General features: G+C 71.3%; 23 protein-coding genes and 1 pseudogene. 9 read left to right on the forward strand and 15 right to left on the reverse strand.

Going from position 1 to position 23,064, the window contains the following annotated elements:
* Nucleotides 1-130: 130 nt before the first annotated feature.
* Complete coding sequence (locus ABS735_RS00375; protein ID WP_373904919.1) at nucleotides 131-1,999, forward strand: S9 family peptidase; 1,869 nt, start codon at nucleotides 131-133, stop codon at nucleotides 1,997-1,999.
* Between the two features lie 94 nt (nucleotides 2,000-2,093).
* Here ABS735_RS00375 and ABS735_RS00380 read toward each other — a convergent pair whose 3' ends face one another.
* The 3 genes from ABS735_RS00380 to ABS735_RS00390 all read right to left on the reverse strand — a co-directional run bounded on the left by ABS735_RS00380 (nucleotide 2,094) and on the right by ABS735_RS00390 (nucleotide 5,909).
* The gene (locus ABS735_RS00380; protein ID WP_373905154.1) at nucleotides 2,094-3,977 is read right to left on the reverse strand and encodes an NAD-binding protein; all 1,884 of its coding nucleotides are present in this window, start codon (nucleotides 3,975-3,977) and stop codon (nucleotides 2,094-2,096) included.
* A gap of 369 nt (nucleotides 3,978-4,346) precedes the next feature.
* Nucleotides 4,347-5,429, reverse strand: a complete 1,083-nt coding sequence (locus ABS735_RS00385; protein WP_373904920.1) for a PucR family transcriptional regulator — start codon at nucleotides 5,427-5,429, stop codon at nucleotides 4,347-4,349.
* A 168-nt stretch (nucleotides 5,430-5,597) separates the two neighbouring features.
* A complete protein-coding gene (locus ABS735_RS00390) occupies nucleotides 5,598-5,909 on the reverse strand; it encodes a zinc-ribbon domain-containing protein (RefSeq protein ID WP_373904921.1) in 312 nt (103 codons plus the stop codon).
* Nucleotides 5,910-6,228: 319 nt separating this feature from the next.
* Here ABS735_RS00390 and ABS735_RS00395 point away from each other — a divergent pair, with 319 nt between their 5' ends.
* From ABS735_RS00395 to ABS735_RS00405, 3 genes are all read left to right on the forward strand, one after another.
* A complete protein-coding gene (locus ABS735_RS00395) occupies nucleotides 6,229-6,519 on the forward strand; it encodes a DUF3040 domain-containing protein (protein ID WP_373904922.1) in 291 nt (96 codons plus the stop codon).
* Between the two features lie 72 nt (nucleotides 6,520-6,591).
* Nucleotides 6,592-8,133 carry a potassium/proton antiporter gene (locus ABS735_RS00400; RefSeq protein WP_373904923.1) on the forward strand — a complete coding sequence of 514 codons (1,542 nt, stop codon included), beginning with the start codon at nucleotides 6,592-6,594 and terminating at the stop codon, nucleotides 8,131-8,133.
* Nucleotides 8,134-8,548: 415 nt separating this feature from the next.
* The gene (locus ABS735_RS00405; protein WP_373904924.1) at nucleotides 8,549-9,781 is read left to right on the forward strand and encodes a cation:proton antiporter; all 1,233 of its coding nucleotides are present in this window, start codon (nucleotides 8,549-8,551) and stop codon (nucleotides 9,779-9,781) included.
* A gap of 75 nt (nucleotides 9,782-9,856) precedes the next feature.
* Here the strand turns inward: ABS735_RS00405 and ABS735_RS00410 are convergent, their stop codons facing one another.
* Entirely contained in the window at nucleotides 9,857-10,345 is a 489-nt protein-coding gene (locus tag ABS735_RS00410) for a cation:proton antiporter regulatory subunit (protein WP_373904925.1), read from the reverse strand.
* Nucleotides 10,346-10,555: 210 nt separating this feature from the next.
* On the opposite strand from ABS735_RS00410, the gene ABS735_RS00415 reads away from it, so the two are divergent.
* Nucleotides 10,556-11,368 (forward strand): MBL fold metallo-hydrolase, encoded by an 813-nt coding sequence (locus ABS735_RS00415; protein ID WP_373904926.1) that lies wholly within the window; start codon nucleotides 10,556-10,558, stop codon nucleotides 11,366-11,368.
* Here the strand turns inward: ABS735_RS00415 and vanX are convergent.
* From vanX to ABS735_RS00440, 5 genes are all read right to left on the reverse strand, one after another.
* On the reverse strand, nucleotides 11,275-11,952 hold the full coding sequence (gene vanX, locus ABS735_RS00420) for a D-Ala-D-Ala dipeptidase VanX (protein ID WP_373904927.1): 678 nt from the start codon (nucleotides 11,950-11,952) through the stop codon (nucleotides 11,275-11,277). The genes ABS735_RS00415 and vanX overlap by 94 nt on opposite strands.
* The gene (gene vanA-Sc, locus ABS735_RS00425; protein ID WP_373904928.1) at nucleotides 11,949-12,989 is read right to left on the reverse strand and encodes a D-alanine--(R)-lactate ligase VanA-Sc; all 1,041 of its coding nucleotides are present in this window, start codon (nucleotides 12,987-12,989) and stop codon (nucleotides 11,949-11,951) included. Before vanA-Sc ends, vanX begins: the two co-directional genes overlap by 4 nt.
* The gene (gene vanH / locus ABS735_RS00430) at nucleotides 12,982-13,995 is read right to left on the reverse strand and encodes a D-lactate dehydrogenase VanH (protein WP_373904929.1); all 1,014 of its coding nucleotides are present in this window, start codon (nucleotides 13,993-13,995) and stop codon (nucleotides 12,982-12,984) included. Before vanH ends, vanA-Sc begins: the two co-directional genes overlap by 8 nt.
* 95 nt (nucleotides 13,996-14,090) lie before the next feature.
* The gene (locus ABS735_RS00435) at nucleotides 14,091-15,299 is read right to left on the reverse strand and encodes a lipid II:glycine glycyltransferase FemX (RefSeq protein ID WP_373904930.1); all 1,209 of its coding nucleotides are present in this window, start codon (nucleotides 15,297-15,299) and stop codon (nucleotides 14,091-14,093) included.
* 162 nt (nucleotides 15,300-15,461) lie between these two features.
* Nucleotides 15,462-16,565 carry an endonuclease/exonuclease/phosphatase family protein gene (locus ABS735_RS00440; RefSeq protein WP_373904931.1) on the reverse strand — a complete coding sequence of 368 codons (1,104 nt, stop codon included), beginning with the start codon at nucleotides 16,563-16,565 and terminating at the stop codon, nucleotides 15,462-15,464.
* Between the two features lie 87 nt (nucleotides 16,566-16,652).
* Here ABS735_RS00440 and vanR-Sc point away from each other — a divergent pair, with 87 nt between their 5' ends.
* Nucleotides 16,653-17,351 carry a VanSc-type vancomycin resistance response regulator transcription factor VanR gene (gene vanR-Sc / locus ABS735_RS00445; RefSeq protein WP_373904932.1) on the forward strand — a complete coding sequence of 233 codons (699 nt, stop codon included), beginning with the start codon at nucleotides 16,653-16,655 and terminating at the stop codon, nucleotides 17,349-17,351.
* Nucleotides 17,344-18,438, forward strand: a complete 1,095-nt coding sequence (locus ABS735_RS00450) for a sensor histidine kinase (RefSeq protein WP_373905156.1) — start codon at nucleotides 17,344-17,346, stop codon at nucleotides 18,436-18,438. The genes vanR-Sc and ABS735_RS00450 overlap by 8 nt, the downstream gene beginning before the upstream one ends.
* 31 nt (nucleotides 18,439-18,469) lie before the next feature.
* On the opposite strand, the gene ABS735_RS00455 is transcribed toward ABS735_RS00450, so the two are convergent.
* The 5 genes and pseudogenes from ABS735_RS00455 to ABS735_RS00475 all read right to left on the reverse strand — a co-directional run.
* Nucleotides 18,470-18,859, reverse strand: a complete 390-nt coding sequence (locus tag ABS735_RS00455; protein ID WP_373904933.1) for a PIN-like domain-containing protein — start codon at nucleotides 18,857-18,859, stop codon at nucleotides 18,470-18,472.
* On the reverse strand, nucleotides 18,849-19,505 hold the full coding sequence (locus ABS735_RS00460) for a DUF433 domain-containing protein (RefSeq protein ID WP_373904934.1): 657 nt from the start codon (nucleotides 19,503-19,505) through the stop codon (nucleotides 18,849-18,851). Before ABS735_RS00460 ends, ABS735_RS00455 begins: the two co-directional genes overlap by 11 nt.
* A 94-nt stretch (nucleotides 19,506-19,599) precedes the next feature.
* A complete protein-coding gene (locus ABS735_RS00465; RefSeq protein WP_373904935.1) occupies nucleotides 19,600-20,463 on the reverse strand; it encodes a hypothetical protein in 864 nt (287 codons plus the stop codon).
* A 293-nt stretch (nucleotides 20,464-20,756) separates the two neighbouring features.
* A complete protein-coding gene (locus tag ABS735_RS00470) occupies nucleotides 20,757-20,891 on the reverse strand; it encodes a DUF397 domain-containing protein (protein WP_373904936.1) in 135 nt (44 codons plus the stop codon).
* A pseudogene (locus ABS735_RS00475) lies at nucleotides 20,848-21,492 on the reverse strand (DUF5753 domain-containing protein); the annotation flags it as partial. The pseudogene ABS735_RS00475 and the gene ABS735_RS00470, both read right to left, overlap by 44 nt.
* An 11-nt stretch (nucleotides 21,493-21,503) precedes the next feature.
* Between ABS735_RS00475 and ABS735_RS00480 the strand changes: the two are divergent.
* Together ABS735_RS00480 and ABS735_RS00485 are read left to right on the forward strand one after the other, a co-directional pair.
* Nucleotides 21,504-21,959: an ATP-binding protein gene (locus ABS735_RS00480; protein WP_373904937.1), complete on the forward strand. Its 456-nt coding sequence runs from the start codon at nucleotides 21,504-21,506 to the stop codon at nucleotides 21,957-21,959.
* Between the two features lie 68 nt (nucleotides 21,960-22,027).
* Nucleotides 22,028-22,387: a peptidase inhibitor family I36 protein gene (locus tag ABS735_RS00485; protein WP_373905157.1), complete on the forward strand. Its 360-nt coding sequence runs from the start codon at nucleotides 22,028-22,030 to the stop codon at nucleotides 22,385-22,387.
* Here ABS735_RS00485 and ABS735_RS00490 read toward each other — a convergent pair.
* Nucleotides 22,380-22,811, reverse strand: coding sequence for a VOC family protein (locus ABS735_RS00490; protein WP_373904938.1), 432 nt, complete (start codon nucleotides 22,809-22,811; stop codon nucleotides 22,380-22,382). The genes ABS735_RS00485 and ABS735_RS00490 overlap by 8 nt on opposite strands.
* Nucleotides 22,812-23,064 lie beyond the last annotated feature (253 nt).

Consider the following 23,064-nt stretch of genomic DNA (forward strand, 5'->3'; position numbering starts at 1 on the left):
CGGTGCGCGCCCGGACGACCCTGCCGCGGGGCTGTGGAAAACGTGGGGGAGCGGGCGTGGGTGGGGGAGGTTGTCCACAGGCTGGGGATCTGTTCTGCGCGTTGTCGCCCGGTCGGGGCAGTATGGGGCCATGACTGAGAGCAACGGGTCCGTTCCGCCGGGCGTGGACAGGGACAGGGACGAGCGGGCCGTGGACGGGCGGCGGACGCAGGGCGAGCAGGTGCCCGACTGGGAGAAGCGGTTCCGGGCACCGAGGGTGTCGCTGCCCGACTGGGCCGAGGACGCGCCGGACCGCTCCCTGTTCGTGTCGAACGCGACGGGGACGTACGAGCTGTACGCCTGGGACCGGTCCAGCGGCGAGCAGCGCCAGGTCACGGACCGGCCCAACGGCACGACGGACGGCGTGCTCGCGCCCGACGGCGACTGGATCTGGTGGTTCGACGACAAGGACGGCGACGAGTTCGGCGTCTGGCGCCGCCAGCCCTTCACCGGCGGTGAGGACGAGGAGGCCGTGCCGGGCCTCGCCCCCTCCTACCCGGCGGGCCTCGCCCTCGGCCGGGACGGCCGTACGGCGGTGATCGGCCGCTCGACGGACGAGGACGGTACGACGATCCACCTCGCGCGCGGGGACGGCGGCGCCCCGGCGGAGATCTACCGGCACCGCGAGTCCGCGGGCGTCGGCGACCTCTCCCACGACGGCTCCCTCATCGCGATCGAGCACACCGAGCACGGCGACGCCATGCACTCGGCGCTGCGCGTCCTGCGCCCCGACGGCAGCACGGTCGCCGAGCTGGACGACACGGAGGGCGGCGAGAAGGAGCTGGGCCTGGAGGTCCTGGGCTTCGCGCCGGTCGACGGCGACACCCGCCTGCTCATCGGCCACCAGCGCCGGGGCCGCTGGGAGCCCCTGGTGTGGGACGTGGCGACGGGGGAGCAGACCGACCTCGCTCTGGAGCTGCCCGGCGACGTCAGCGCCGAGTGGTACCCGGACGGCAGCGGGCTGCTGATCGTGCACGGCTTCGAGGCCCGCAGCGAGCTGTTCCGCTACGACTTCGCCGAGCGTGGGCTGGTGGAGATCGACACCCCCGCGGGCACCGTCTCCGGGGCCACGGCCCGGCCCGACGGCAGCGTGGAGTACCTGTGGTCCTCGGCCGCCGAGCCGTCGGCCGTCCGCTCCACCACCGGGCGCGTCGTCCTGGACCCGCCCGGACCGAAGTCGCCCCGCTCGGTCCCGGTGGAGGACGTGTGGGTGGAGGGGCCCGGAGGCCGCATCCACGCCCTGGTCCAGAAGCCGGCCGGCGCGGCCGGTCCGCTCCCGACGGTCTTCGACATCCACGGCGGGCCGACCTGGCACGACAGCGACTCCTTCGCCGCGGGCCCGGCCGCCTGGGTCGACCACGGGTACGCGGTGGTCCGCGTCAACTACCGGGGCTCCACCGGGTACGGCCGCGCGTGGACCGACGCCCTCAAGCACCGGGTGGGCCTCATCGAGCTGGAGGACATCGCGGCGGTGCGGGAATGGGCGGTGACATCGGGCCTCGCGGATCCGGAGCGCCTGATCCTCACCGGCGGCTCCTGGGGCGGCTACCTCACCCTCCTCGGCATCGGCACCCAGCCCGAGGCGTGGACGCTGGGCATCGCGGCCGTGCCGGTCGCCGACTACGTCACCGCGTACCACGACGAGATGGAGGGCCTCAAAGCCCTCGACCGCACCCTGCTGGGCGGCACCCCCGAGGAGGTCCCCGAGCGCTTCGAGGCCTCCTCCCCGCTGACCTACGTCGACGAGGTCAAGGCCCCGGTGTACATCTCCGCCGGCGTCAACGACCCGCGCTGCCCGATCCGCCAGGTCGAGAACTACGTCGAGCGCCTGGAGGCCAGGGGCGCCGTCCACGAGGTCTACCGCTACGACGCGGGCCACGGCTCGCTGGTCGTCGACGAACGCATCAAGCAGGTCGCCCTGGAACTCGACTTCGCGAGGAGGCACTTGCCGAAGGGATAGTGGCTTCTTGGCCCACCGAGTCGGGTGGTGGGTGGGCATGGGCCGGGGGACCAGGGGGCGGAGCCCCCTGGCGGGGTCGCAGGGGCGGAGGCCCCTACGCGTCCGTCCCCTGCCGCGCCCGCCGCCCCAGCAACTCCGCCAACCCCCGCCGCGTCGCCGCCAGCACCACCCGATCCGAGCCCCGCAGGACGTACGTGGAGGGCAGCTCCCACACCAACCGCGACTCCCGCGCCCCCTCGGATCCGGCACCCCCCGCCCGCTCACCGTCGGAGACACCGTCGGAGACTTCGAGCGCCAGCACCCGCCACGCCCCCGCCCGGAACGCCTCCCCGACCGTCTTCCCCTCCAGCTGCGGATGCCCCGCCACCCCCACCGCCGCGAACAGCAGCACCCGCCGCTCGACGGGGATCGCCCCCAGGATCTGGCGGCCCATCATCGCCCCGGCGAAGGACGGCGCCGCCAGGTGCGTCACGCTGCGGCTGCGGGTGAGCGCGCGCGGGTGCGCGGCGCGCAGGGTGCGGTACACGGCGGTCGCGAAGTCGTCGTCGTACAGCCGCAGCACCACCCGCAGCCGCGACCGCACGGAGCGGGCGTACAGCACCGCCTCCAGGTTGGTCGTGTCCACGCTGGTCAGCGCGAGCAGCGAGTGCGCGCGGTGGATCTTGGCGGCCTCCAGGACGCCCTCCTGGGTGACGTCCCCGAGCACCACCGGCACCCGCAGCCGTCGCGCGGTCGCCATGCCGCGCGCCTCGGGGTCGGCCTCGACGCACACCACGGGGATGTCCATCTCCCGCAGCCGGGTCAGGACGCGCGTGCCGATCTTGCCGAGACCCAGCAGGACGACGTGCCCGCCGAGCCCGCGCGGCGGCTTCCGCAGGGCCGACGCGGTGCGGAAGGTGCCGAGGGCCTCCAGCACGGCAGCCAGCAGGACCGGCAGCAGCAGCAGTCCGACGAAGCCGGAGAGGAGCTGGAGGATCTGACGCCCGACGTCGTCGTTGTGCGCGGGCTCGTTGATGGAGAACAGGTCGAGCAGCGTCACGTACGTGGCGTGCAGCGGATGGTCGCCGGTGACCACCATCAGCGCCACGGCGAGTGCGACCACGCACGCCGCCAGACCGGCCAGCGACCACCGCAGCCGGCGCGAGAACAGCTCGCTGAAGGCGGGTACACCGGCGCGCCCGGCGGGCAGCGGCGGCCCGGAGTACGACACCTGCTCCAGGGCCACGGTCCCGCGTCCGGTGGCCGCCTCCACCGCCGCCGAGTCGGGCAGCAGTTGCGGCCCGTGCTCGCCGCTGTCCTCCGAACCGTCCGCCCCGGCCGGGTCGTTGCTCGTCGCGGAGAGCAGCGCGAGGGTGCACAGTCCCGGGTCGGCCACCTCGCCGGGGCGGGGCGGATTCCGTTCGACGGCGCGCAGCAGGATGCCGTCCGTCTCGACGATCTTGCTGGTGCCGACGAGGGCGGTGGCCGCCAGCGCGGGCGCGGCGGTGTCGGCGTCGGACAGCACGGTCGTGGACCCGGAACCGGAGCCGGGACCACCGCCGGTCGCCAGCGCGGCGCTCTGGTCGAGGAGTTCCTCGATGTGCTGGCCCAGGCGCCGGTTGTACAGGCGCAGGACCAGCCGCAGACGGGGGTTGAGCCGGCGCGCGGTCAGGGCGGCGCGGATGTTGGTCTCGTCGTCGTCGTACACGAGGGCGAGCGCGGTGGCCCGTTCGACACCGGCGTCCGCGAGCACGTCCTCGGTCGGCTCGGTGGCCTCCAGTTCGCGTTCGGCGGCGCCTGGATCGCCGTTGCCCGTCCGGTTGACGGCCGCGTTGACCATGTCGAGCAGCGCCGCCGAGGCCGCGCGGGCCCGTCCGACCACCGGCTGACGCACCCGGCGGCCGGAGGGCGGGACGACGAGTGTGACCTGTTCGCGGTAGACGCCGCGCAGCTCGGCGGCCAGCCGGTGCGCCAGCCCGTCGTCGCCGCACACCACCATGTGCGCGTACCCGTCGCCCTGCGGAACCTGGTTCGGAACGCTCCCCGTATGAGTCCCCATTTCGGGAAGGACAGTACAGGCCCCGGGTGCGGTTCCAGGGGCGCCGGAAGAGACCGAGGGCGGCATCGAAGACGCGTGAAGTTTGCCGAAGCCCGGCAATGACGTGCCGCCGCGCCACGTGTGACGATTCATCTCACCGAAGCTCAGCGACGGGCGGGACGGGGGACAGCACGCACGGTCCGGTTTCCCGGGCCGGGTGTCACGGGGGGTGTCACGGGGGGCGTGCTGCTCGCCCTGTCGCTGGTCTTCGGCGGACTTCTGGAAGGCGCGTTCGGCGGAGTGCCGGGCGGGTCCCCGCGGGTGTCGGGGCTATATCTCCTGTGCGGGCCACCCCAGCAGCCGGGCGCCGATGACCGCGGTCTGCAGCGTGTAGCGGTGCACCGGCTCGGAGGCGTCCGCCCCGGTCAGCTGGTGGATGCGGTCCAGCCGGTAGGTGAGCGCCCGCACGCTGAGCGAGAGCCGCCGGGCGGCCTCGGCCGCGGTGCAGCCGGCGTCGAAGTACACCTCCAGGGTGCGCAGCAGCGGCTCGGCACCGCCGCGGGCCTCGCGCAGCGGACCCAGCACACTGAGCACCAGGTCGGCCATTGCCTGCCGGTCCCGGGCGAGGACCGGGTAGACGAGCATGTCGGCGGCGCGCACCACGGGCTCGGTCAGCCTCAGCCGGTCGGCGAGTGCGAGGGTGCTGAGCGCCTCCTCGTAGCTGTGCACCACACCGCCCGCGCCGCTCTGGGGGCGCCCGATGGCGACCCGGTTGCCGTCCGTGGCGGCGTAGGCCTGCTTGGCGAAGAAGGACAGGACGTCGTCCTGGTCGCCGGGGGCGATGCAGATCAGCTGCCCGTTCTTGGTGGTGATCAGGACGCGCCGGTCGCCGAAGCGGGAGATGAGCGCGGTCTCCACGACCCGGGTGACCGGGGCGGTGTCGTCGTACCTTTCGGGGCCCTCGGCCACCGCGACGGCGTGGGCGCGGGAGAGGACGAGTCCGAACCGCTCGGCCCGTTCGGCGAGGCGGCCGAGATCGCTGCGCCCGTAGAGCAGGTCGTCGATGAACTCCCGCCGCGCGGCCTCTTCTTGGCGCACGGCGAGCCGCTGGGCGCGTTCGTACCCCTCGGCGAAGGCGTCCACGGCCTGCGCGACAGCGGCGAGCACGCTGCCGGTGACGTCGGAACCGGCCCCCGTCGAACCGCCGCCGGGCCAGGACGTGCGCGTGGCGTCCAGATGCAGCCGTACGAGGCTGCGCAGACTGTGTCCCGCCTCCGCGGCCCGCTCACCGACGAGCCGCCGCTCCTCCAGTTCGTCGCGGGTCGGCCGGCGCCCCGTGTCGGCGGCCCCCGCCAGGATCTCGGCGTACCCGGTCAGGTACGTCTCCCGCTGGTCCGTCCGCAGGTCCGTCACCCCGTGCCTCCCCTGCCGTTCACGCCCCGTGCGCGGTGTCCGGCAACGTGAGGGTAGTCAACACTGCCGGAAACCGGCAACGCGCAGGGAGGGAACAGCCGCTAACCTCCGCCGGCCCCGGCGGGGGCGGTACGCCGACGGCCTGCCGGCCCTTCCGGTGTCACGCCCTCACGGGCGCTGGTACGGCTGCTGCCCCGACGGCCCGTACGCCTGACCGCCGGGCCCTGAGAAGCCGCCCTGGCCGCCGGTCTCCTGCGCCTGGAGCTGCTCCGCCTGTTCCTTGGTCACCTGCTGCTCGGCACCGCAGAAGGTGCACTGCGTCGCGTACTTCGTGGAGAAGGGGAACAGCGGCACGAAGAACAGCGTGAACTTCGTGACGCGCTTCCTGAGCGTGTGCGCGGAGGGATTGCCGCACCGGCCGCACACCAGCGTCAGTATCGCGAGCTGGTAGAGGTATCCCCTGGTGCCAAAGATGATCATGAGTTGGGTCCTTCCCGGTCGGCCCCCCGCGAGCGCGCGGGACACGCAGATCCTCTCCCAGGTTGCGCCGGAGCGGGTCCCGGCGGCCACCCGCGGGGTGCCTCGCCTCCTACAGGTCGCACCACCCGGCATTTGGGTGCCGTCCCGGATGGCCCGGACGGCCCTGTACGGGCGAGTCTGGAACCCACTCCCCTTACCCGGACCCACCCGGCGGCTTCGTCCCGGTGCGATCGGGACGACCCACCCCGCCAGGAGAGCACATGGCCCGCCCCACTGACCGCGTCGCCCTCCCGGGGTCCCGCGGCGGGAGGAGGACCCCATGCCCGTACCCGACGACCGCAGGCTCGGCGAGATCGAGTCCCGGCTGCGCCGCGAGGACCCCCGCTTCGCCCGGGCCTTCGCCGACGGCCGCCCCTGCCGCCCGCGCGAGTACCGGTACCGCCGGGCCTGGCTGCTGCTCGCCGTCGCGCTGGGCGCGCTGGCCACCGGCATGTTCCTGGCCCACGGGCTGCTCATCGCCGCCGGGCTGGTCTTCGCCGGCGTCGCCGGTGAACTCTTCGACCCGCACCGGCGCGAGCGCGGGGCCCGGTGCCCTCCGTCCGGGTCCTGACCCCGGCGGGCGCGGGGCGGCGGACCCGGGCATGACCCCGGGCGTGGGCGCCTGCGGCCCGGAGTCCGCTCGATGACCCTGTCCGAGCTGTACGTGATGCTGCTGATCGGCGGCACGGTGCTGCTGGCGAGCATCGCCGCCGCCCGCGCCGCCCACCGCATCGGCCTGCCCAGCCTGCTGCTGTTCCTGTGCGTCGGCCTCGTCGCGGGCGAGGACGGTCTCGGCCTGCGGTTCGACGACGCCCAGCTGGCCCAGGCGCTGGGCGCCGCCGCCCTCGCGCTCATCCTGGTCGAGGGCGGCCTGACCACCCGGTGGAGCGACGTGCGGCGCCTGCTCGCCCCCGCCGGCGTACTGGCCACGGTGGGCGTGGCGATCTCCGTCGTGGTGACCGCGGCGGGCGCGCACTGGCTGCTCGGGATCGAGTGGCGGCTGGCCCTGCTGATCGGCGCGATCGTCTCCTCCACCGACGCCGCCGCCGTCTTCTCCGTACTGCGCGCCCTGCCGCTGCCGCGGAAGGTGAGCGTGCTGGTGGAGGCCGAGTCCGGCTTCAACGACGCGCCGACCATCATCCTGGTCCTGCTCTTCTCCACCACCGCCGGCCTGCCCGGCCCGCTCCCCGTCGTGGGCAACCTGCTCTTCCAGCTCGTGGTCGGCGGCGTCCTGGGCGTGGTGACCGGCCGCCTGGGCGTCGCGGCGCTGCGGCACATCGCCCTGCCCGCGACCGGCCTGTACCCGCTGGCCACGGTCGGCTTCGGCGTCGTCGCCTTCGCCGCCGCCGGAGCGCTGGGCGCCAGCGGCATCATCGCCGCCTACCTCTCCGGCCTCGTCCTCGGCAACGCCAAGCTGCCCCACCGCGCGGCCACCCGCTCCTTCTCCGAGGGCGTCGGCTGGCTGGCCCAGATCGGCCTGTTCGTCATGCTCGGCCTGCTCGTCGACCTGACCGAACTGCCCTCCGCGATCCTCCCGGCCCTGGTCGTCGGCCTGGTCCTGCTGCTGGTCGCCCGCCCCGTGTCGGTCCTGCTGTGTCTGCTGCCCTTCCGCGTGCCCTGGCGCGAGCAGGTCTTCATCTCCTGGGCCGGTCTGCGCGGCGCGGTCCCCATCGTGCTCACGACCTTCCCGGTCGTGGCCGGGGTGACCGGCGCGCGCGACGCCCTGAACATCGTGTTCGTCCTCGTCGTCCTGTTCACCCTGCTCCAGGGGCCCACGCTGCCCGCCGTCGCCCGGTGGACGGGGGTGACCCGTCCGGACGCGCTGCGCGAGATCCAGGTCGAGACCGCGCCGCTCGACCTGCTGGACGCCGACCTGCTCACCGTGTCCGTCCCGCGGGGCTCGCGGCTGCACGGCGTCACCGTCTCCGAACTGCGGCTGCCGCAACCGACGGTCGTCACCCTGGTCGTCCGCGACGGCACCAGCCTCGTACCCGACCGCGACACCGTGCTGCGCGCCGGTGACGAACTGCTGCTCATCACCACACCCCAGGTCCGCGAGGCCGCCGAACGCCGCCTGCGCGCCGTCGGCCGCCGCGGCAAACTGGCCCGCTGGATGGGCGAGTACGGCGCTCCGGAGTCGGAGCCATTGCTCCCCGTGCACCCCGAAAAGCATCACAATGCGTAATATGTGATGCGGTAAACTTCTTTACCGAGCCGTGACCGTGCGGCAGTTCGAGAAGACGGGGGGTCCGCCAGATGCACCAGACGCACCGAGCGACCCCGACCGTCAGTGCCCTCCGCACCGCACGCATCGACAACACGGCCCGCGACAGCGTCCCCGAATTCTGACGCTTCGGTCGTCATGGCCGCGGACAGCCGCAGGCAGCCCCAGCTGCGGACAGTCGCAGGCCGCCCCCAGCTGCGGGCAGTCGTGCCGCAGGAGCGGCACCCGTCCCACTGAGAGCGGCACCCCGCACCGCCGGGCAGCGCACCCGCTCCGCACCACCACGCACTTGCCCCGCACCACCACGCACCCGCACCCCGCGCCACAGCCCCCGCACGCCCCCCGCCACCGACCCACCCCGGAGGGACAGACGCCCGTGCACAACACGACCGCCGTGCTCATCGAACTGGGAGCGATCATCCTCGCTCTCGGACTCCTCGGCCGCATCGCCGGCCGCGTGGGCTTCTCGCCCATCCCCCTCTACCTGCTGGCCGGGCTCGCCTTCGGTCACGGCGGCATCCTGCCCCTGCAGGCCAGCGAGGAGTTCACCGCCACGGGCGCGGAGATCGGCGTCATCCTGCTGCTGCTCCTGCTCGGCCTGGAGTACAGCGCCTCCGAACTGGTCACCAACCTCAAGACCCAGTACCCGTCCGGCGCGGTCGACTTCGTACTGAACGCCGTACCCGGCGCCGTGGCGGCACTGATCCTGGGCTGGGGTCCGGTGGCCGCCGTCGCACTCGCGGGCGTCACCTGGATCTCCTCCTCCGGGGTGATCGCCAAGGTCCTCGGCGACCTGGGCCGGCTCGGCAACCGCGAGACCCCCGTCGTCCTCGGCGTCCTCGTCATCGAGGACCTCGCGATGGCCGTCTACCTGCCGATCCTCACGGCCCTGCTCGCCGGCGTCAGCCTGGCCGGCGGCGCCGTCACCCTGCTGATCTCCCTGGGCACCGTCGGCGCCGTCCTCTACCTCGCCCTGCGCCACGGGCGGCTGATCAGCCGCGCGGTCTCCTCCGACAGCGCGGAGACGCTCCTGCTGGTGGTGCTCGGCCTCACCCTCGTCGTGGCGGGCCTCGCCCAGGAACTCCAGGTCTCCGCGGCGGTCGGCGCGTTCCTCGTCGGCATCGCCCTGTCCGGCGAGGTCGCCGAGGGCGCCAGCAGCCTCCTCACCCCGCTGCGCGACCTGTTCGCCGCCGTCTTCTTCGTCTTCTTCGGCCTGTCCACCAACCCCGCCGACATCCCGCCGGTCCTCGTCCCGGCCCTGATCCTCGCCGTCCTCACCGCCCTCACCAAGGTCGCCACCGGCTGGTACGCCGCGCACCGCGCCGGCCTGCGGGGCGCGGGCCGCTGGCGGGCGGGCGGCACGCTGGTGGCCCGGGGCGAGTTCTCGATCGTCATCGCCGGACTCGCGGTGGGCGTCGAGCCCCGCATCGGCCCGCTGGCGACGGCGTACGTGCTCATCCTCGTCGTACTCGGCCCGCTCACGGCCCGCTTCACCGAGCCCCTCGCCCGCCGCCTCACCCGCCGCCTCGCCCGCGGCCCCGGCAAGGCGGCCGAGGCCGCGACCGCTCCCGAGACCACCGCCACGGAGTCGACCCACGCCAACGCGTGAGGCGGTGTGCGGCCGCCCGCCGCACCGACGCCCGGGGGTCCCCGGGGCTCACTCCCGTCCGAAGGTCCCCGGGGCTCACTCCCGCCCGAGGATCTCCGCGGCCGCGTCGACGCCCTCCCGCGTGCCGATCACGATCAGCGTGTCACCACCGGCCAGCCGGAAGTCCGGCCCCGGCGACGGGAGCGCCTCGGCCCGCCGCAGCACCGCGACGATGGACACGCCGGTCTCGGTACGGGTGCGGGTGTCGCCCAGCAGGCGCCCGTTCCAGTGCGACCACGCCGACAGCCCGATGCGCTCCGCGACCAGCCCCAGCTCGGTCGTCGACAGCAGGCTCGGACTGTGATGGGCGGGCCTGAGCGCGTCGACGACCAGGGCCGCCTCCTGCGCGTCCAGCCGTACCGACAGCGCGGGGTCGTCCTCCGGATCGTTCTTGCGGGTCGCGCTCAGCGTCCGCGCCCCGTCCCGCTCCGCCAGCACCGACAGCCGCCGCCGCTCGCGGGTGACCAGGTCGTAGCGCACCCCTGTCCCCGGCAACGGCGTCCTGCTCGTACGCGCAGCACCCACGGCCGCCTCCCTGTCTGCCCAGGCCAGTCCTTCCGGCAACCCGGGCCACCTTAGGCCCTGCCGGGCCGGGCTACGCCACCCGTTCCCCCGTTCCCCCGTTCCCCCGTTCCCCCGTTCCCCCGTTCCCCCGTTCCCCCGTTCCCCCGTCGCTCCGTACCGCCCTCCTCCTCACCCACCGCACGGGACGGGGCACCCGTAAACTCCGCGATCATGACGGACGATCTCCGCTTCACGGTCCTCGGCAGCGCGAGCCCGTACCCCCGGGCGGGGAACCCCTGTTCGGGCTACCTCGTCGAGGGCGGCGGCACCCGGCTGTGGACGGACGCCGGGAGCGGCACGCTCGGCGCACTGCGCGAGCACGTCCGCCTGGACCAGCTCGACGGCATCTGGATCTCCCACCTGCACGCGGACCACTGCGCCGACCTGCTGACGGCGTACTACGGCCTGCTGTACGCGGACGTCGAACTCACCGCCCCCGTCCCCCTGCTGGCGCCGCCGGGCATCGCGGACCGGCTCGCCGGGTTCCTCACCAACGGCCCGCGGCGAAGCCCCGTCGAGGACGCCTTCCGGATCGTCGAACTGCACGACCACCACCGCGCCCGCGTCGGCGGCCTCACGCTCACCAGCCGTGCCGTGTCGCACGGGATGCCCGCCTTCGGGGTCCGTATCGAGACCGAGGACGGCGCGTGTCTCGCCTACTCCGGCGACAGCGCCCCCTGCGACGCCCTCACGGAACTCGCCGACGGCTGCACGGTGCTGCTGTGCGAGGCCGACTCCGCGCAGCCGCCGCCGGCCGGCACCGAGGCGGTGCACCACACCCCGGAGGAGGCGGGCACCACCGCTGCCGACGCCGACGCGAAACGCCTGGTCGTCACCCACCTCGGCCCGTTCCTGGAACCGCCGGAAGCGGTCCGCCGCGCGGCGACGCACTACACCGGCCCGGTGGAGTACGCGGCGCCCGGCCGCACCTTCGGGGTGGGGCGAGTGACCCGGCTCGGTCGTGCGACGGGAAAGTCGAAGTAGGTGTCCGGATGAGGTTCGTCCTTCAGCGTGTAGTGCCACCATTCACAGTCGTAGGAGTCGAATCCGCAGGCCTCCATGACCGAGCGCAGCCGTCGACGGTTCGCTGCCTCGACTCCCGTGATTCCTTGCGCGTCATGATGTGAGATCGCGTCCATGAGGTCGTGGTCGCCGCCCATGGGCGCGAGTTCACCGGTGGTCAGGTGGTACAGCGTCAGGTCGACGGTGCTGCCCCGACTGTGGCCCGACCTGGCGGCCACGTACCCCTGGTCGAACATCTCGGCCCTGTCGATGTTCGGATAGTGCCGCGCCTTCGTCCGGCCGTCCTCCGGCTGTCGGGACCAGCGGAGGAAGCAGTCCACGGCGCGTTGCGGGCGGTAGCCGTCCCAGAGGAGCAGCCCGAAGCCGAGGGATTCGGCCCTCGCTCGAGCCCTTCCCAGCGCCGCGCACAGGGCCCTCGTGCCGACGATCCGGTTCGTCAGGTAGCCGTCCACCGGTTTGCCGGTGAAGTTGTCCCAGGTGGCGTACTTGGCGTCCCACCGGATCCCGGACACCAGCTCGTCCACGAAGGCGAAATCCCCGGTCATCGGATCTTCCCCGTCAGCGCCAGGGACACCGTCCGGTCGATCACCTCGGAGAGCGGCAGACCCGCGGCCGCCATCATCCTCGGGTAACGGCTGTACGAGGTCATACCGGGCAGGGTGTTGACCTCGTTGAGGACGACTTCTCCGTCGTCCTTGAGGAACATGTCCACCCGCGACAGCCCACGGCATCCCAAGGCGCGGTACACGGCCTTCGCGGTCTCCTGAACGAGCGTCCGCGCCTGTGCCGGGATGTCGGCGGGAACGATCGCCGTCGAGTTCTCCGAGCCGGTTTCGGGCTGTTCCTCCTGATGGATTCTGAAGAACCCGTGGGAGAGCGCGATGCGATCCACCTCACCCGCGACCAGATCCAGGTCGTTCCCCAGAATGGCGCAGCCGATCTCGCTGCCGACGACCGCCTCTTCGATCAGCACCTTCGTGTCGTACCGCCTGGCGTTTTCCACCGCGGTCGGCAACTCCTGTGGCCGGGACACCTTGCTGACGCCGAAGGACGACCCCGAACGGGCCGGCTTCACGAAGACGGGATACGTGAGCTTCTCGGGTTCGACAGTCTCGTCCCCCGTCACGGTCCAGAAATCCGGCGTGGCGATCCCCGCGCTCCTGGCGACGACGTACGCGAGGGATTTGTCCATGCACACGGCCGAGCTCTGGACGTCGCAGCCCACGTACGGAATGCCGGACAGCTCCAGCAGCCCCTGCGTCGCCCCGTCCTCGCCGAGGGTGCCGTGCAGCACCGGCAGGACGACGTCCAGGCGGATCGTCCCGTACCGCCCCTGCTCCAGGACGAGCAGTCCGTGGACACCGCGGTCCGGTGACAGCACGACCGAGCGGCAGTCGCCCTTCTCCCAGTCCGGGCCGGGGCCGTCACAGAGCTTCCAGGCACCGTCCTCCGTCACGCCCACGAAGAAGGGCTGGTACTTGTCGGTGTCGAGGTTGCGTGCGACCTCCTGGGCCGACTTGACGGAGACGGCGTGTTCTTCGGAGCAGCCTCCGAAAATGATGCCGACCTTCAGCTTAGCCATGGTGATTCCTGCTTTCGAAATTCAGACAGTTGATGATGGAGTTTTCGACCGTGTCCCTCAGGGCGTGGTCCGTGTAATAGGCGGTGTGCGGGCTGATGAGCACGTTCGGCATTTTCTGCAGCCGCGGCAGCAGCGTGCTTTCGATGGGCCTGTCCCGGAAGTCGGCGTAGAAGATTCCTTGCTCGCCCTCGAGGACGTCCAGGGCCGCGCCGCTCAGGTGGCCGTTTTCCAACGCCTGCACCAGGGCCTCGGTGTCGATGAGCGGGCCACGGCCGGTATTGATGACGAACGCACCCCGTTTCATCTGCCGGACACGTTGTCGGTCGAGGAGGTGATGCGTATCCGCGTTCAGCGGGACATGCAGCGTCACGATGTCGCTCAATCGCAGCAACTCGTCGAGAGAGACGTAATCGGCTGTGGTCGTGGGCCGATTCCCGTGGGCCAGTACGCGAGACCCGAAACCCCGCAGTCTGTCCACGACCGCCGCGCCGATGCGCCCTGTTCCGACCACCCCGACGGTCAGATCGCGCAGCTCTTGGCCGCGCACCTCGTTCAACCGGTAATCGTGCTGGACCGCGCGGAGGACGGTGGATTTAGCGCCGCGCACCGCCATCAGCATGAGCATCAGGGTGTAGTCGGCCACACTGTCGGGGGAGTAGACGACGTTCTCGACGGAGATACCGATGCCGGCCGCGTATTCCACATCGATGTGGTTGTAGCCGATGCTCCGTGTCGAGATGTACGTCACGCCGGCCTGGCGGAGTGCGAGGAGAGTGGCACGCGTGACCGGGGTCTTGTGTCCGATGCTGATGCATTGGTTTCCGGACGACAGCCCGACATTTCCTTCGGATACCGCGGCCTCCGTAAGGGTCACCCTGACGCCGAGACGGAGTGCCGTCCGGCGGAACAGGGCGGCCTCGTCCCGCCCACAGCCATAAACAGTGATTCCCGTTGCCGGAACGACCGAGGAGGGGGAGGGGATGGAGGAGGTCGAGGAGAAGGTCATGCCCCAAGTCAAGGCGACCCGGTGTTGCCGTCGCGTATGCGCTTTTCGATATCCTGACGATATATTACCGACCGGTAATGGCGAGTGGGGGCGGCTCATCGCCCGCGTCGCCTCATGTAGAGGTCGAAGGTCCGGTAGACCAGTGGGCGCAGGGGCAGGTCCCATTCGCCCACGTACCGCACCGCCTGACCGCCGGTGCCGACCTTGAACTTGATCAGCCCGACGTGCGGGTCGTCGGCGTCGAGGGTCGGGGTGATGCCGCGCAGGTCGTAGACGTCGCAGTCGGCGGCCAGCGAGTCGCGGATCATCGCCCACTGGCAGGCGTTGGAGCCGCGCACCTCGCGCTTCCGGGTCGACGAGGCCCCGTAGGCGTACACCGCGTGGCGGCCGACGCGGACCATGATGGTGGCGGCGACCAGGTCACCCCGGTGGCGGGCCAGGTAGAGCGTGATCCGCTCGGGATCCTCGGAGCCCAGCGCCGCGAACATGGTCTCGAAATAGCGCAGCGGCCGCGGCGTGAAGCGGTCGCGTTCGGCGGTGTGGACGTAGAGGTCGTGGAACGCCTTCAGATCGTCTCCGAGCGTCACCTCTCCGGCAGTGTCCCCTCCGGCCAGGACCTTTCCGACCGTGACCTTTCCGACCGTGACCTCGACCCCTTCCTTGGCCGCCTTCCTGATGTTGCGCCGCCAGAGCTGGTTCATGCCCCTGAGCAGCTCGTCCTCGGTTCGGCCGGCCAGCGGGATCTCGTACTTGAACTGCGGATGCCCGACCCCGAAGCCGTCCTCCGGGCTCTGTGGCAGCCAGCCGGCGTACCTGAGCCGGTCGGCGACCCGGGCGCCGACCGGATCGCTCCACCGGGCGGGCACCTCGGTGAGCCGCCTGGTGCCCGGATCGGCGATGCCCTCCTTGACGTCGTCGGCACTCCAGACGTCCGTGCACACCGGCGGACCGAGCCGGATCGCGAACGCGCCGCGCGCCTTGAGGTAGGCGGCCAGCGGATCGAGCCACACGCCGATGTCGCCGGTCCAGTCGATGACCGGGCCTTCGGGCAGATAGGCCAGCGTGAAGCGCTCGAGCCGCGGCACCGGGCGGTGCAGGACGAGCCCGGCACCGACCAGCCGCCCGCCGTCGAACCAGCCCAGGGACTCGCTGCGCCACTCGGTCTTGACGCGTCCCCAGGCAGGGGTCTGCAGAAAGCTGACCGAGCGCTGTGCCCGCACGAACGCCAAGTGCTCGGCAGCACTGATCGGCCGGACGGTCGGCCGCATCGGGGCCACTGTTCGTACTGGTTCGCTGTAGGACATGCGGCCAGTCAAGGGGGCGCGGTGTTGCCGTCACGTATGCGGTTTTCGATACGCCGACGATATGTTCCCTCGGGGCCGGGCCGGGCCGGGCCGGGCCGGGCAGGGCCGGGCAGGGCCGGGCAGGGCCGGACCGGTCCCGCACCCCCCGTCGGACGACGCCGCTCACCAGCTGACCCCGGCCGCCACCGGCAGATGATCGCTGCCGGTGGCGGGCAGCACCCACGAGTCGGTCGGCTCCACGCCACGCACCAGGATCTGGTCGATCCGCGCGACCGGGAACTTCGCCGGCCAGCTGAAGCCGAAGCCGTCCCCGGCCGCGTCCTGGACCGAGTGCAGCTGCGAGGTGATACCGCCGAACGCGCGGTCGTCCAGGGTGCCGTTCAGGTCGCCGAGCAGCACCACCCGCTCACTCCGGTCGGCGGCGAGGGCCTCGCCGAGCGCCTGGACGTTCCGGTCGCGCGAGTCCGTCCAGAAGCCCGCCCGGGGATTGAGCCGTACGGAGCCCAGGTGGGCGACGTACACCACCAGTGGGCCCCGGTCCGTGGCCACTGTGGTGCGCAGCGCCCGGTTGCCGGCCATCCCGGCGTCCGCCGGTTTGGTGTCCGCCAGCGGCCCGTAGTCCGTGGCGATGTCGACCGGCCGCGTGCCCGACAGCGGCAGCTTGCTCCACACCCCGACCGTGCCCAGGACCGCGTGGTACGGGTACGCCCCCGCCAGCCCCTTCTCGTACACACCTCGGTCCTGCGCGGTGATCTCCTCCAGCGCCAGTACGTCCACTCCGGAGGCGGCCAGGTCGCGGGCGGTGCCGGCCGGGTCCGGGTTCTCGGCCCCGACGTTGTGGGTGGCCACGGTGAGGTCGCCGCCCGGGCCGGACTTGTCGCCGAGCAGCCCGCCGAAGAGGCTCAGCCACACCGTGACCGGCAGCACCAGCGCGGTCACCGCGGCGGGGGAGCGGCGCCACAGCGCCCCGGCGGCCAGCACGGGGACGAACAGGCCGAACCACGGCAGGAAGGTCTCGACCAGACTGCCGATGGACCCGAACCCGTTCGGAATCTCCGCGTGCAGCATCATCACGAGGCCCAGCAGCAACGCCGACACCGTGAGCACCGGGGCACGCCTCCAGAGCTCCGGCCGGACAGCGCTGCGAAGCGCGGCTAGTGACAGCCGCCTCCGTGCTGGCGGGGCTGGAGGTGCCGGAGACGTTGTAGGTGCTGGAGGTGTCGGAGATCGATGAGGCGACGCTGACGGCAGGAGGGTGTGACGCATACGGCCAGTGAAGGCGGCGCGGTGTTGCCGGCACGTATGCGGTTTTCGATATGCCGACGATATGTGCCGACTCGTAACCTCGGCACCATGCGTGTGCTGATTGTCGAGGACGAGCCCTACCTGGCGGAGGCGATCCGTGACGGCCTGCGCCTGGAGGCGATCGCGGCCGACATCGCGGGTGACGGCGACACCGCGCTGGAACTGCTCAGCGTCAACGCCTACGACATCGCCGTCCTCGACCGCGACATCCCGGGCCCGTCCGGCGACGAGATCGCCCGACGCATCGTGGCCTCCGGCAGCGGCATGCCGATCCTCATGCTCACCGCGGCCGACCGCCTCGACGACAAGGCCTCCGGCTTCGGACTCGGCGCCGACGACTACCTCACCAAGCCGTTCGAACTCCAGGAGCTCGCGCTCAGGCTCAGGGCACTCGACCGCAGGCGCGCCCACAGCAGGCCCCCCGTGCGGGAGATCGCCGGTCTGCGCCTCGACCCGTTCCGCAGGGAGGTCTACCGGGACGGCCGCTACGTCGCGCTGACCAGGAAGCAGTTCGCCGTGCTCGAAGTCCTGGTCGCCGCCGAGGGCGGTGTCGTCAGCGCAGAGGAACTGCTGGAACGCGCGTGGGACGAGAACGCCGACCCGTTCACCAACGCCGTCCGCATCACCGTCTCGGCCCTGCGCAAGCGCCTCGGCGAACCCTGGATCATCGCCACCGTGCCGGGCGTCGGCTACCGCATCGACACGGCCCCCGTCACCGAGCAGGGGGGTGGTGATGACCGTGGATAGACAGCCCGGCCTGAGCGTCCGTCTCAAACTCACCCTCAGCTACGCCGGATTCCTCATGCTCGCGGGTGTCCTGCTGCTCGCCGCCGTGGGCGTGTTCCTCCTGGAACAGGGGTGGTTGCTCACCAACGAACGAGGGGCGGTGAGAGCGACTCCGGGCACGATCTTCCTACGCAGTTTCGCCCCCACGGCAGCCGCGGTCATGGTGTTCCTCCTGGTCTTCGGCCTCCTGGGGGGATGGCTCCTCGCCGGACGCATGCTGGCCCCCCTGGACCGCATCACCCGCGCCACCCGCACGGCCGAGGCCGGATCGCTGTCCCACCGGATCCGGTTGCCGGGCCGCAAGGACGAGTTCCGCGAACTCGCCGACGCCTTCGACACGATGCTCGCCCGCCTCGAAGCCCACGTGACCGAACAGCAGCGCTTCGCGGCCAACGCCTCTCACGAGCTGCGCACCCCGCTGGCCGTCTCGAAGGCCCTCCTCGACGTGGCCCGCACCGACCCGCACCAGGACACCGACGAGATCATCGACCGACTGCACGTCGTGAACACCCGGGCGATCGACCTCACCGAGGCCCTGCTCCTGCTCAGCCGCGCCGGCCAGCGCTCCTTCACCCGGGAACACGTCGACCTGTCCCTCCTGGCCGAAGAAGCCACCGAAACCCTCCTCCCCCTCGCGGAGAAGCACGGCGTCACCCTCGAAACCGTCGGCGACGTGACTCCCACCCTCGGCTCACCGGCCCTCCTCCTGCAACTGACCACGAACCTCGTCCACAACGCGATCGTCCACAACCTCCCCGGCCGGGGCAGGGTCTGGATCCGCACCACCCCCGGCCCCCGCACCACGCTGCTCACCGTCGAGAACACCGGCGACCTGATCAGCCCCCACCAGGCCTCGACCCTCACCGAACCGTTCCAGCGCGGCACCGAACGCGTCCACACCGACCACCCGGGCGTCGGCCTCGGCCTGGCCATCGTCAACACCATCACCCAGGCCCACGACGGCACCCTCACCCTCACCCCCCGCCCCACCGGCGGCCTCCGCATCACGGTGGAACTGCCGGCGACCTCCTCGTACACCGGCAGGTGAGCATGGGAAGCGACGAGGACGTACGACAAGCTCAGGGTGGCCAGGTGCGCTCGATACGCTCGCGTCGTACCGCGTAGGCCGCCGGGCCGCCCCTGCCCACGGCCCGATGGATCGCCTCTCGGTGGGCGTCGAGCCGTTCGACCATCTCGGCACTGCGCAACTGCTGGTTGTCCAGGTAGAAGAGCACAGCTTTCCGCTCAAGTACCGGTTGGATCTCTAGGTCCCGGCTCTTGATCCGGCCGTCCTTGGACAGCGGCACCCAGGACTGGTCGAGACCGTGCGCGATCCAGTCCTCGTCGGCGATGTCCTGTCCGTCGTCGGGGAAGACGTCCCCGATGCGGTGAACGGTCCAGCCGCACGCCTTCAGCCCCTCCGCGACCCGACGTCCGAGATTGCGGTCGAGAAAGAACTCAGGCGGCAAGGCGCACCACTGCCCTGCACAGCTCGTCGACCTGCTCGGGCGTCATGTCGAAGTCGTACGCGATGTCCTCGACGCTCTCCCCGGCCTCCCACAGATCGGTGATCGCCTTGACCGCGACACGGTTGGCGGCCACGACGGGCCTCCCATGACCGAACCTCGGGTCGATCACGACCGGCACGGATTTCGGATACTGCCTGAGCCGCAGACTGGAGGGGAAGTCGTCGTCGGGTTCCCAGTTCAGGTAGCGGAGATAGCCGGAGACCACCTCGTGGATGGGTGCCTGCCCGTCGCGGGCCCTGCGGAGATCGCCGAGGCCGTGCTCGACGAAGATGTCCACGCCGTCCGTCGCGATCCGCTTCGACACCAGACCGTACGGGGTGGCGAAGGCGTCCCGTACGGCGGCGGCGGCTTCCCTGATCTCGCTCATCCGAAGCCCCAGGGATCGCAGTGAACGCAGGACGTGCGCCTCGGCCACCGCGATGAACGGCACGGAGGGCTGCCCCTTGCGAGGCGGATCTACCTGGTGGACCAATGGCGCTCCGGCAGCCCTGCCCTTCAACCACGAGTGGAGCGTCGACTGCGGGATCTCCAGGTAGGAGGCTGTTTCCGTGGGAGTAAGGAGTCCGTCCGTGAACCTGTCGACCATGACCCGCCTCCTCCTGCCATGCCCGGTACCGGGTCTCGCATCGTCGCACATGAAGCCTGCCACTCGGCGGCGGACAGCACACCCGCCCCCCGGCTCAGCCGGCCGCACGCAGGCGCTCCCCGACGAGGTGGTCCCGGCAGCTCCGGCAGTGTCCGGGCTCCTGGGCGCGGAAGGCACGCTCACAGCCGTCGCAGGTCTGGAAGGGCAGTACTGCCGGTCGGGGCACGACGACGGGCGGGGGCGGCGCCGGCAGAGGAGTTTCCCGGAGCCGGAAGGCGAGGACTCTGGCCGGGCGAGCCTGGAAATGGTCGGGAAGCCCGGTGGTCAGCAGCTCGGTGATCTCCTGCGGCGCGACCCCGGCCGCTAGCCACTCGCCCACGGCAGGTGCCAGGCAAGCGGCCTCCCGCGTGGACAGAACGAGACGGGCGTCGACCCGCCGCAGGGCGGCCAGTACGGCGATCGCCTGCGGATCGGCGTCGGTGAGCGCGGGCGCCGTCGCCTGCGGGGTTGGCGCGGTCTCGGGAACAGCGGGCCGCCGCTGCGGCCGAGCCGACTTCGGCGGCACCGGCGGCTTCGGCGGCCCGGGTGGGCTGCCCGGCGGCCCCTCACCACCGGGTACGTCGTAGAAGTACGTCCGGGTACGGATCTGCCCGGAGGCCAGCCGCTCGCGGCGCCGTTCCAGATACCCGGCGGCTTCAAGCTCCCGAAGTGCGCGCGAGATCAGGATCTCGCCCTCGCTGAAGTGCTCGCACAGGGCGATGATGGTCACGGGGGCGCCGGTGGGCAGGGAGAGGATGTACACGGCCACGCCGACCGTGACCGCGCTGCCGCGCCGCTGGGCGAGGGCGTTGGAGATCACCGTGAAGTCGGCGGTGAGCCGGGTGCGTACGTGGATCACGCCGGAGGTCGGTGCTCCGGCGTCGACGCGCAGGCGCGCGTTAGACTGCGAGTCAGCCATCGGGAAGCTCTTCTCTTCCTTGATCGGTTAGGCCCTCGTCCGGGACGGCGAATCCTGGGCGGGGGCTGCTCTGTTGTGGGTGGTGGTGTGCTCTTGCGGCGAACGTAACGGCCCGAATCCCGCACCCGCAAGCCAGTCACTCGCACGGGTGACACGCACGCACCGGCGCGGGGAGGGTGGGTGGGCGGGAAGTTCTTTCCCCGGTTCTTTGGGGAGGTCAGCGGCCCACCGGCACCTCGTGAACGAGGCACCGGCGGACCCGGGGAACCGCTGTCGACCAGCACCCGGTTGACTCAGAGGCGGCGACCGCCCTTGACCTCGCTTATGAACGCGGCCCAGGAGCCGTCCCCGAAGGACACCACTGGCCCGCCCGGAACCTTGCTGTCACGAACGGGCACGACGCCCGTGAATCCGTCGGCGACCTCCACGCAGTTGCCGCCCTCCTGATTGCTGTAGCCGCTCCTGCGCCAGGCGACGCCGTTCGGATCGGGAAGGAACGTTCGCTTCACGGTAGTAGCCCTCCATCGCGGACCGGATCATGTCGAGCGACATGACTGTGGGCAGGGCATCCGCCCGGACCCGATCGTAAATCCCCGAGAAGTGCCTGACCTCGACTGGTTCCTCGACGAGTTGGCCGTAGTGCGCACCTTCCGTGTAGGCCACCTCCGAGCTGTCCGGCAGCGTCAGAACCGTCAGCGAACCGCCCAGCGCATCGTGCCCACCTTGCTCGAACGGCAGCACCTGCACCGTGATGTGCGCCTCCGTCGCCGCCTCCACCAACCGCTCCAACTGCGCCCGCATGACGTCGTTCCCGCCGATCGGCCGCCTGAGCACCGCCTCGTCGAGCACCACCCACAGCTCCGGCCGTTCGGGCGACGTAAGCCGCCCCTGCCGCCCCATGCGGGCGGCGACCCGTTCCTCCAACTGCTCGGCGCTGTCCAGCGTCATGCCGAGACTCAGCACGGCCCGGGCGTACTCCTCCGTCTGCAACAGACCGGGCACCAGATGCGCCGCGTACTCCCTGACGGAACGGACCCACCGTGCTCACAGAAACCTCCACCCAGGGAGACGACCTCACCACTCAGTTCCCCTCCACCGCGCGAGGCGCGCAGCTGGCCCGGCGCCACGCCGTCCGGTGGATGGAGGGGTTGGGCCACCCGCCGGCCTCGGACGTCTCTTGTACGGTCGCCCTCGTCGTAGGCGAGCTCGCGGCGAACGCCGTGCAGCACGGCAGGGTTCCCGGCCGTGAGTTCGGTCTCCGACTCACCGTCGACCGGGCTGCGGTGCTCGTGCGTGTCGAGGTCGACGACGCCGCATCCACGAAACGGCTGCCCGCAACCCTCCCCTCCTCCTGCCCCGAAGGGGAGTCCGGTCGAGGTCTGCTCATGGTGGACGTCCTGGCCACGCGGTGGGGCTCTGCGCCTCGTCGTCCGGTCGGCAAGACCGTATGGGCGGAGCTGAGCCTTGAGCCTCCGGTTTTTCCCTCTCTTGAGTGATTGTCAGGGGATGTCCAAGATCGTGATGATCGGTGTACCAGCCTCGTGCAATGAAGGAGCGCGCCATCATGCCTACCGCGAAGCTCTGCCGGACAGCCCTTGCCGCAGTAGCCGCCCTCGCCCTGGTTCCCCTGTCCGCCACGGACAGCGCTGCCGCCACATGCTCTCCCGACCACTTCTGCCTGTGGGAAAGCACTTCTCCTCAGGGAGCCATGGGATCGTTCGTCACTGGAACCGACGATACGGGTCGGGTTGGCCTTCCCAACGGTGGCGCTTCGGCTCGCAACCGGACCACGCAGGACTGGTGCCTGTGGTCTGAAACCGACTACGGAGGTCGCAAGACCGTCGTCAAGCCCGGGGAGTGGCTCACACTCCCCTTCCGCACGCACTCCTTGCTGCCCGAGAACACCTGGCGGTGCGTCACCTGAGCCGCTTCCCTCGTTCCGGTGGGTCGATCGCGACGAGTTCGACTTCGAAGCCGTCGTCGTTCTCCAGATAGGCGGCGTAGTGCTGTTGGCCGCCGGCGTATGGATGCCGCTCGGGGAACATCAGCTTCCAGCCGTGCTGGGCGGCGTCGGCAGCCAGTCTCTCGGCCGTGGCGGCGTTTTCGACGTGGAAGGCCAGATGATTCAGCCCCGGGCGGCAGCGGTCGTGCTGTTCAGCGGCTAGGGCTGGGGACTGCTCGATGACCAGGTAGGTCGGGCCGAGCCGCCAGCTGCGACCGCAGACCCAGTCCTGGTGGACGGCGTAACCCAGCGCCTGAAGCAGCCAGCCGAGCGAGGCGAGCGCGCGGTGGAAATCCGGCACCCACAGCTCGACGTGGTGCAGCGTGCCCTGTGCGGGTCGGCTCATGCGGCTGCCTCCTCAGACATCCAACCGAACTTGGCTCCCAGATTGGCCCGGTATCACTCAGGGAGCCGACCCGCACAGCGGACCAGGAGATTCGGCTGCCGATCTGGTCAGAGCGGACGGATTTTGCCTGGTCAGGGCGTTGGGCTGTCGTGGCGCCGCCCTCGGCCGCCCGGTCTGCCTTGTCTTGCTCACCACTCACGGTCGAGGGAGAGCTGCCATCGGCGACGGTAGCGGCAGACACTGACAACGACGG

It is taken from the genome of Streptomyces sp. MMCC 100, assembly GCF_041538145.2.
Lineage (GTDB): Bacteria > Actinomycetota > Actinomycetes > Streptomycetales > Streptomycetaceae > Streptomyces.

Bases quoted from the DNA above. Each gene is read 5' to 3' on its own strand.
- ABS735_RS00395 (WP_373904922.1), top strand. From the start codon at position 6,229: ATGCCCGTACCCGACGACCGCAGGCTCGGCGAGATCGAGTCCCGGCTG.
- ABS735_RS00400 (WP_373904923.1), top strand. From the start codon at position 6,592: ATGACCCTGTCCGAGCTGTACGTGATGCTGCTGATCGGCGGCACGGTG.
- vanR-Sc (WP_373904932.1), top strand. From the start codon at position 16,653: ATGCGTGTGCTGATTGTCGAGGACGAGCCCTACCTGGCGGAGGCGATC.
- ABS735_RS00465 (WP_373904935.1), bottom strand. From the start codon at position 20,463: ATGGCTGACTCGCAGTCTAACGCGCGCCTGCGCGTCGACGCCGGAGCA.
- ABS735_RS00440 (WP_373904931.1), bottom strand. From the start codon at position 16,565: ATGCGTCACACCCTCCTGCCGTCAGCGTCGCCTCATCGATCTCCGACA.
- vanX (WP_373904927.1), bottom strand. From the start codon at position 11,952: ATGACCGGGGATTTCGCCTTCGTGGACGAGCTGGTGTCCGGGATCCGG.
- ABS735_RS00390 (WP_373904921.1), bottom strand. From the start codon at position 5,909: ATGATCATCTTTGGCACCAGGGGATACCTCTACCAGCTCGCGATACTG.
- vanH (WP_373904929.1), bottom strand. From the start codon at position 13,995: ATGACCTTCTCCTCGACCTCCTCCATCCCCTCCCCCTCCTCGGTCGTT.
- ABS735_RS00485 (WP_373905157.1), top strand. From the start codon at position 22,028: ATGCCTACCGCGAAGCTCTGCCGGACAGCCCTTGCCGCAGTAGCCGCC.
- ABS735_RS00415 (WP_373904926.1), top strand. From the start codon at position 10,556: ATGACGGACGATCTCCGCTTCACGGTCCTCGGCAGCGCGAGCCCGTAC.
- ABS735_RS00375 (WP_373904919.1), top strand. From the start codon at position 131: ATGACTGAGAGCAACGGGTCCGTTCCGCCGGGCGTGGACAGGGACAGG.
- ABS735_RS00435 (WP_373904930.1), bottom strand. From the start codon at position 15,299: ATGTCCTACAGCGAACCAGTACGAACAGTGGCCCCGATGCGGCCGACC.
- ABS735_RS00460 (WP_373904934.1), bottom strand. From the start codon at position 19,505: ATGGTCGACAGGTTCACGGACGGACTCCTTACTCCCACGGAAACAGCC.
- ABS735_RS00380 (WP_373905154.1), bottom strand. From the start codon at position 3,977: ATGGTGGTGTGCGGCGACGACGGGCTGGCGCACCGGCTGGCCGCCGAG.
- vanA-Sc (WP_373904928.1), bottom strand. From the start codon at position 12,989: ATGGCTAAGCTGAAGGTCGGCATCATTTTCGGAGGCTGCTCCGAAGAA.
- ABS735_RS00490 (WP_373904938.1), bottom strand. From the start codon at position 22,811: ATGAGCCGACCCGCACAGGGCACGCTGCACCACGTCGAGCTGTGGGTG.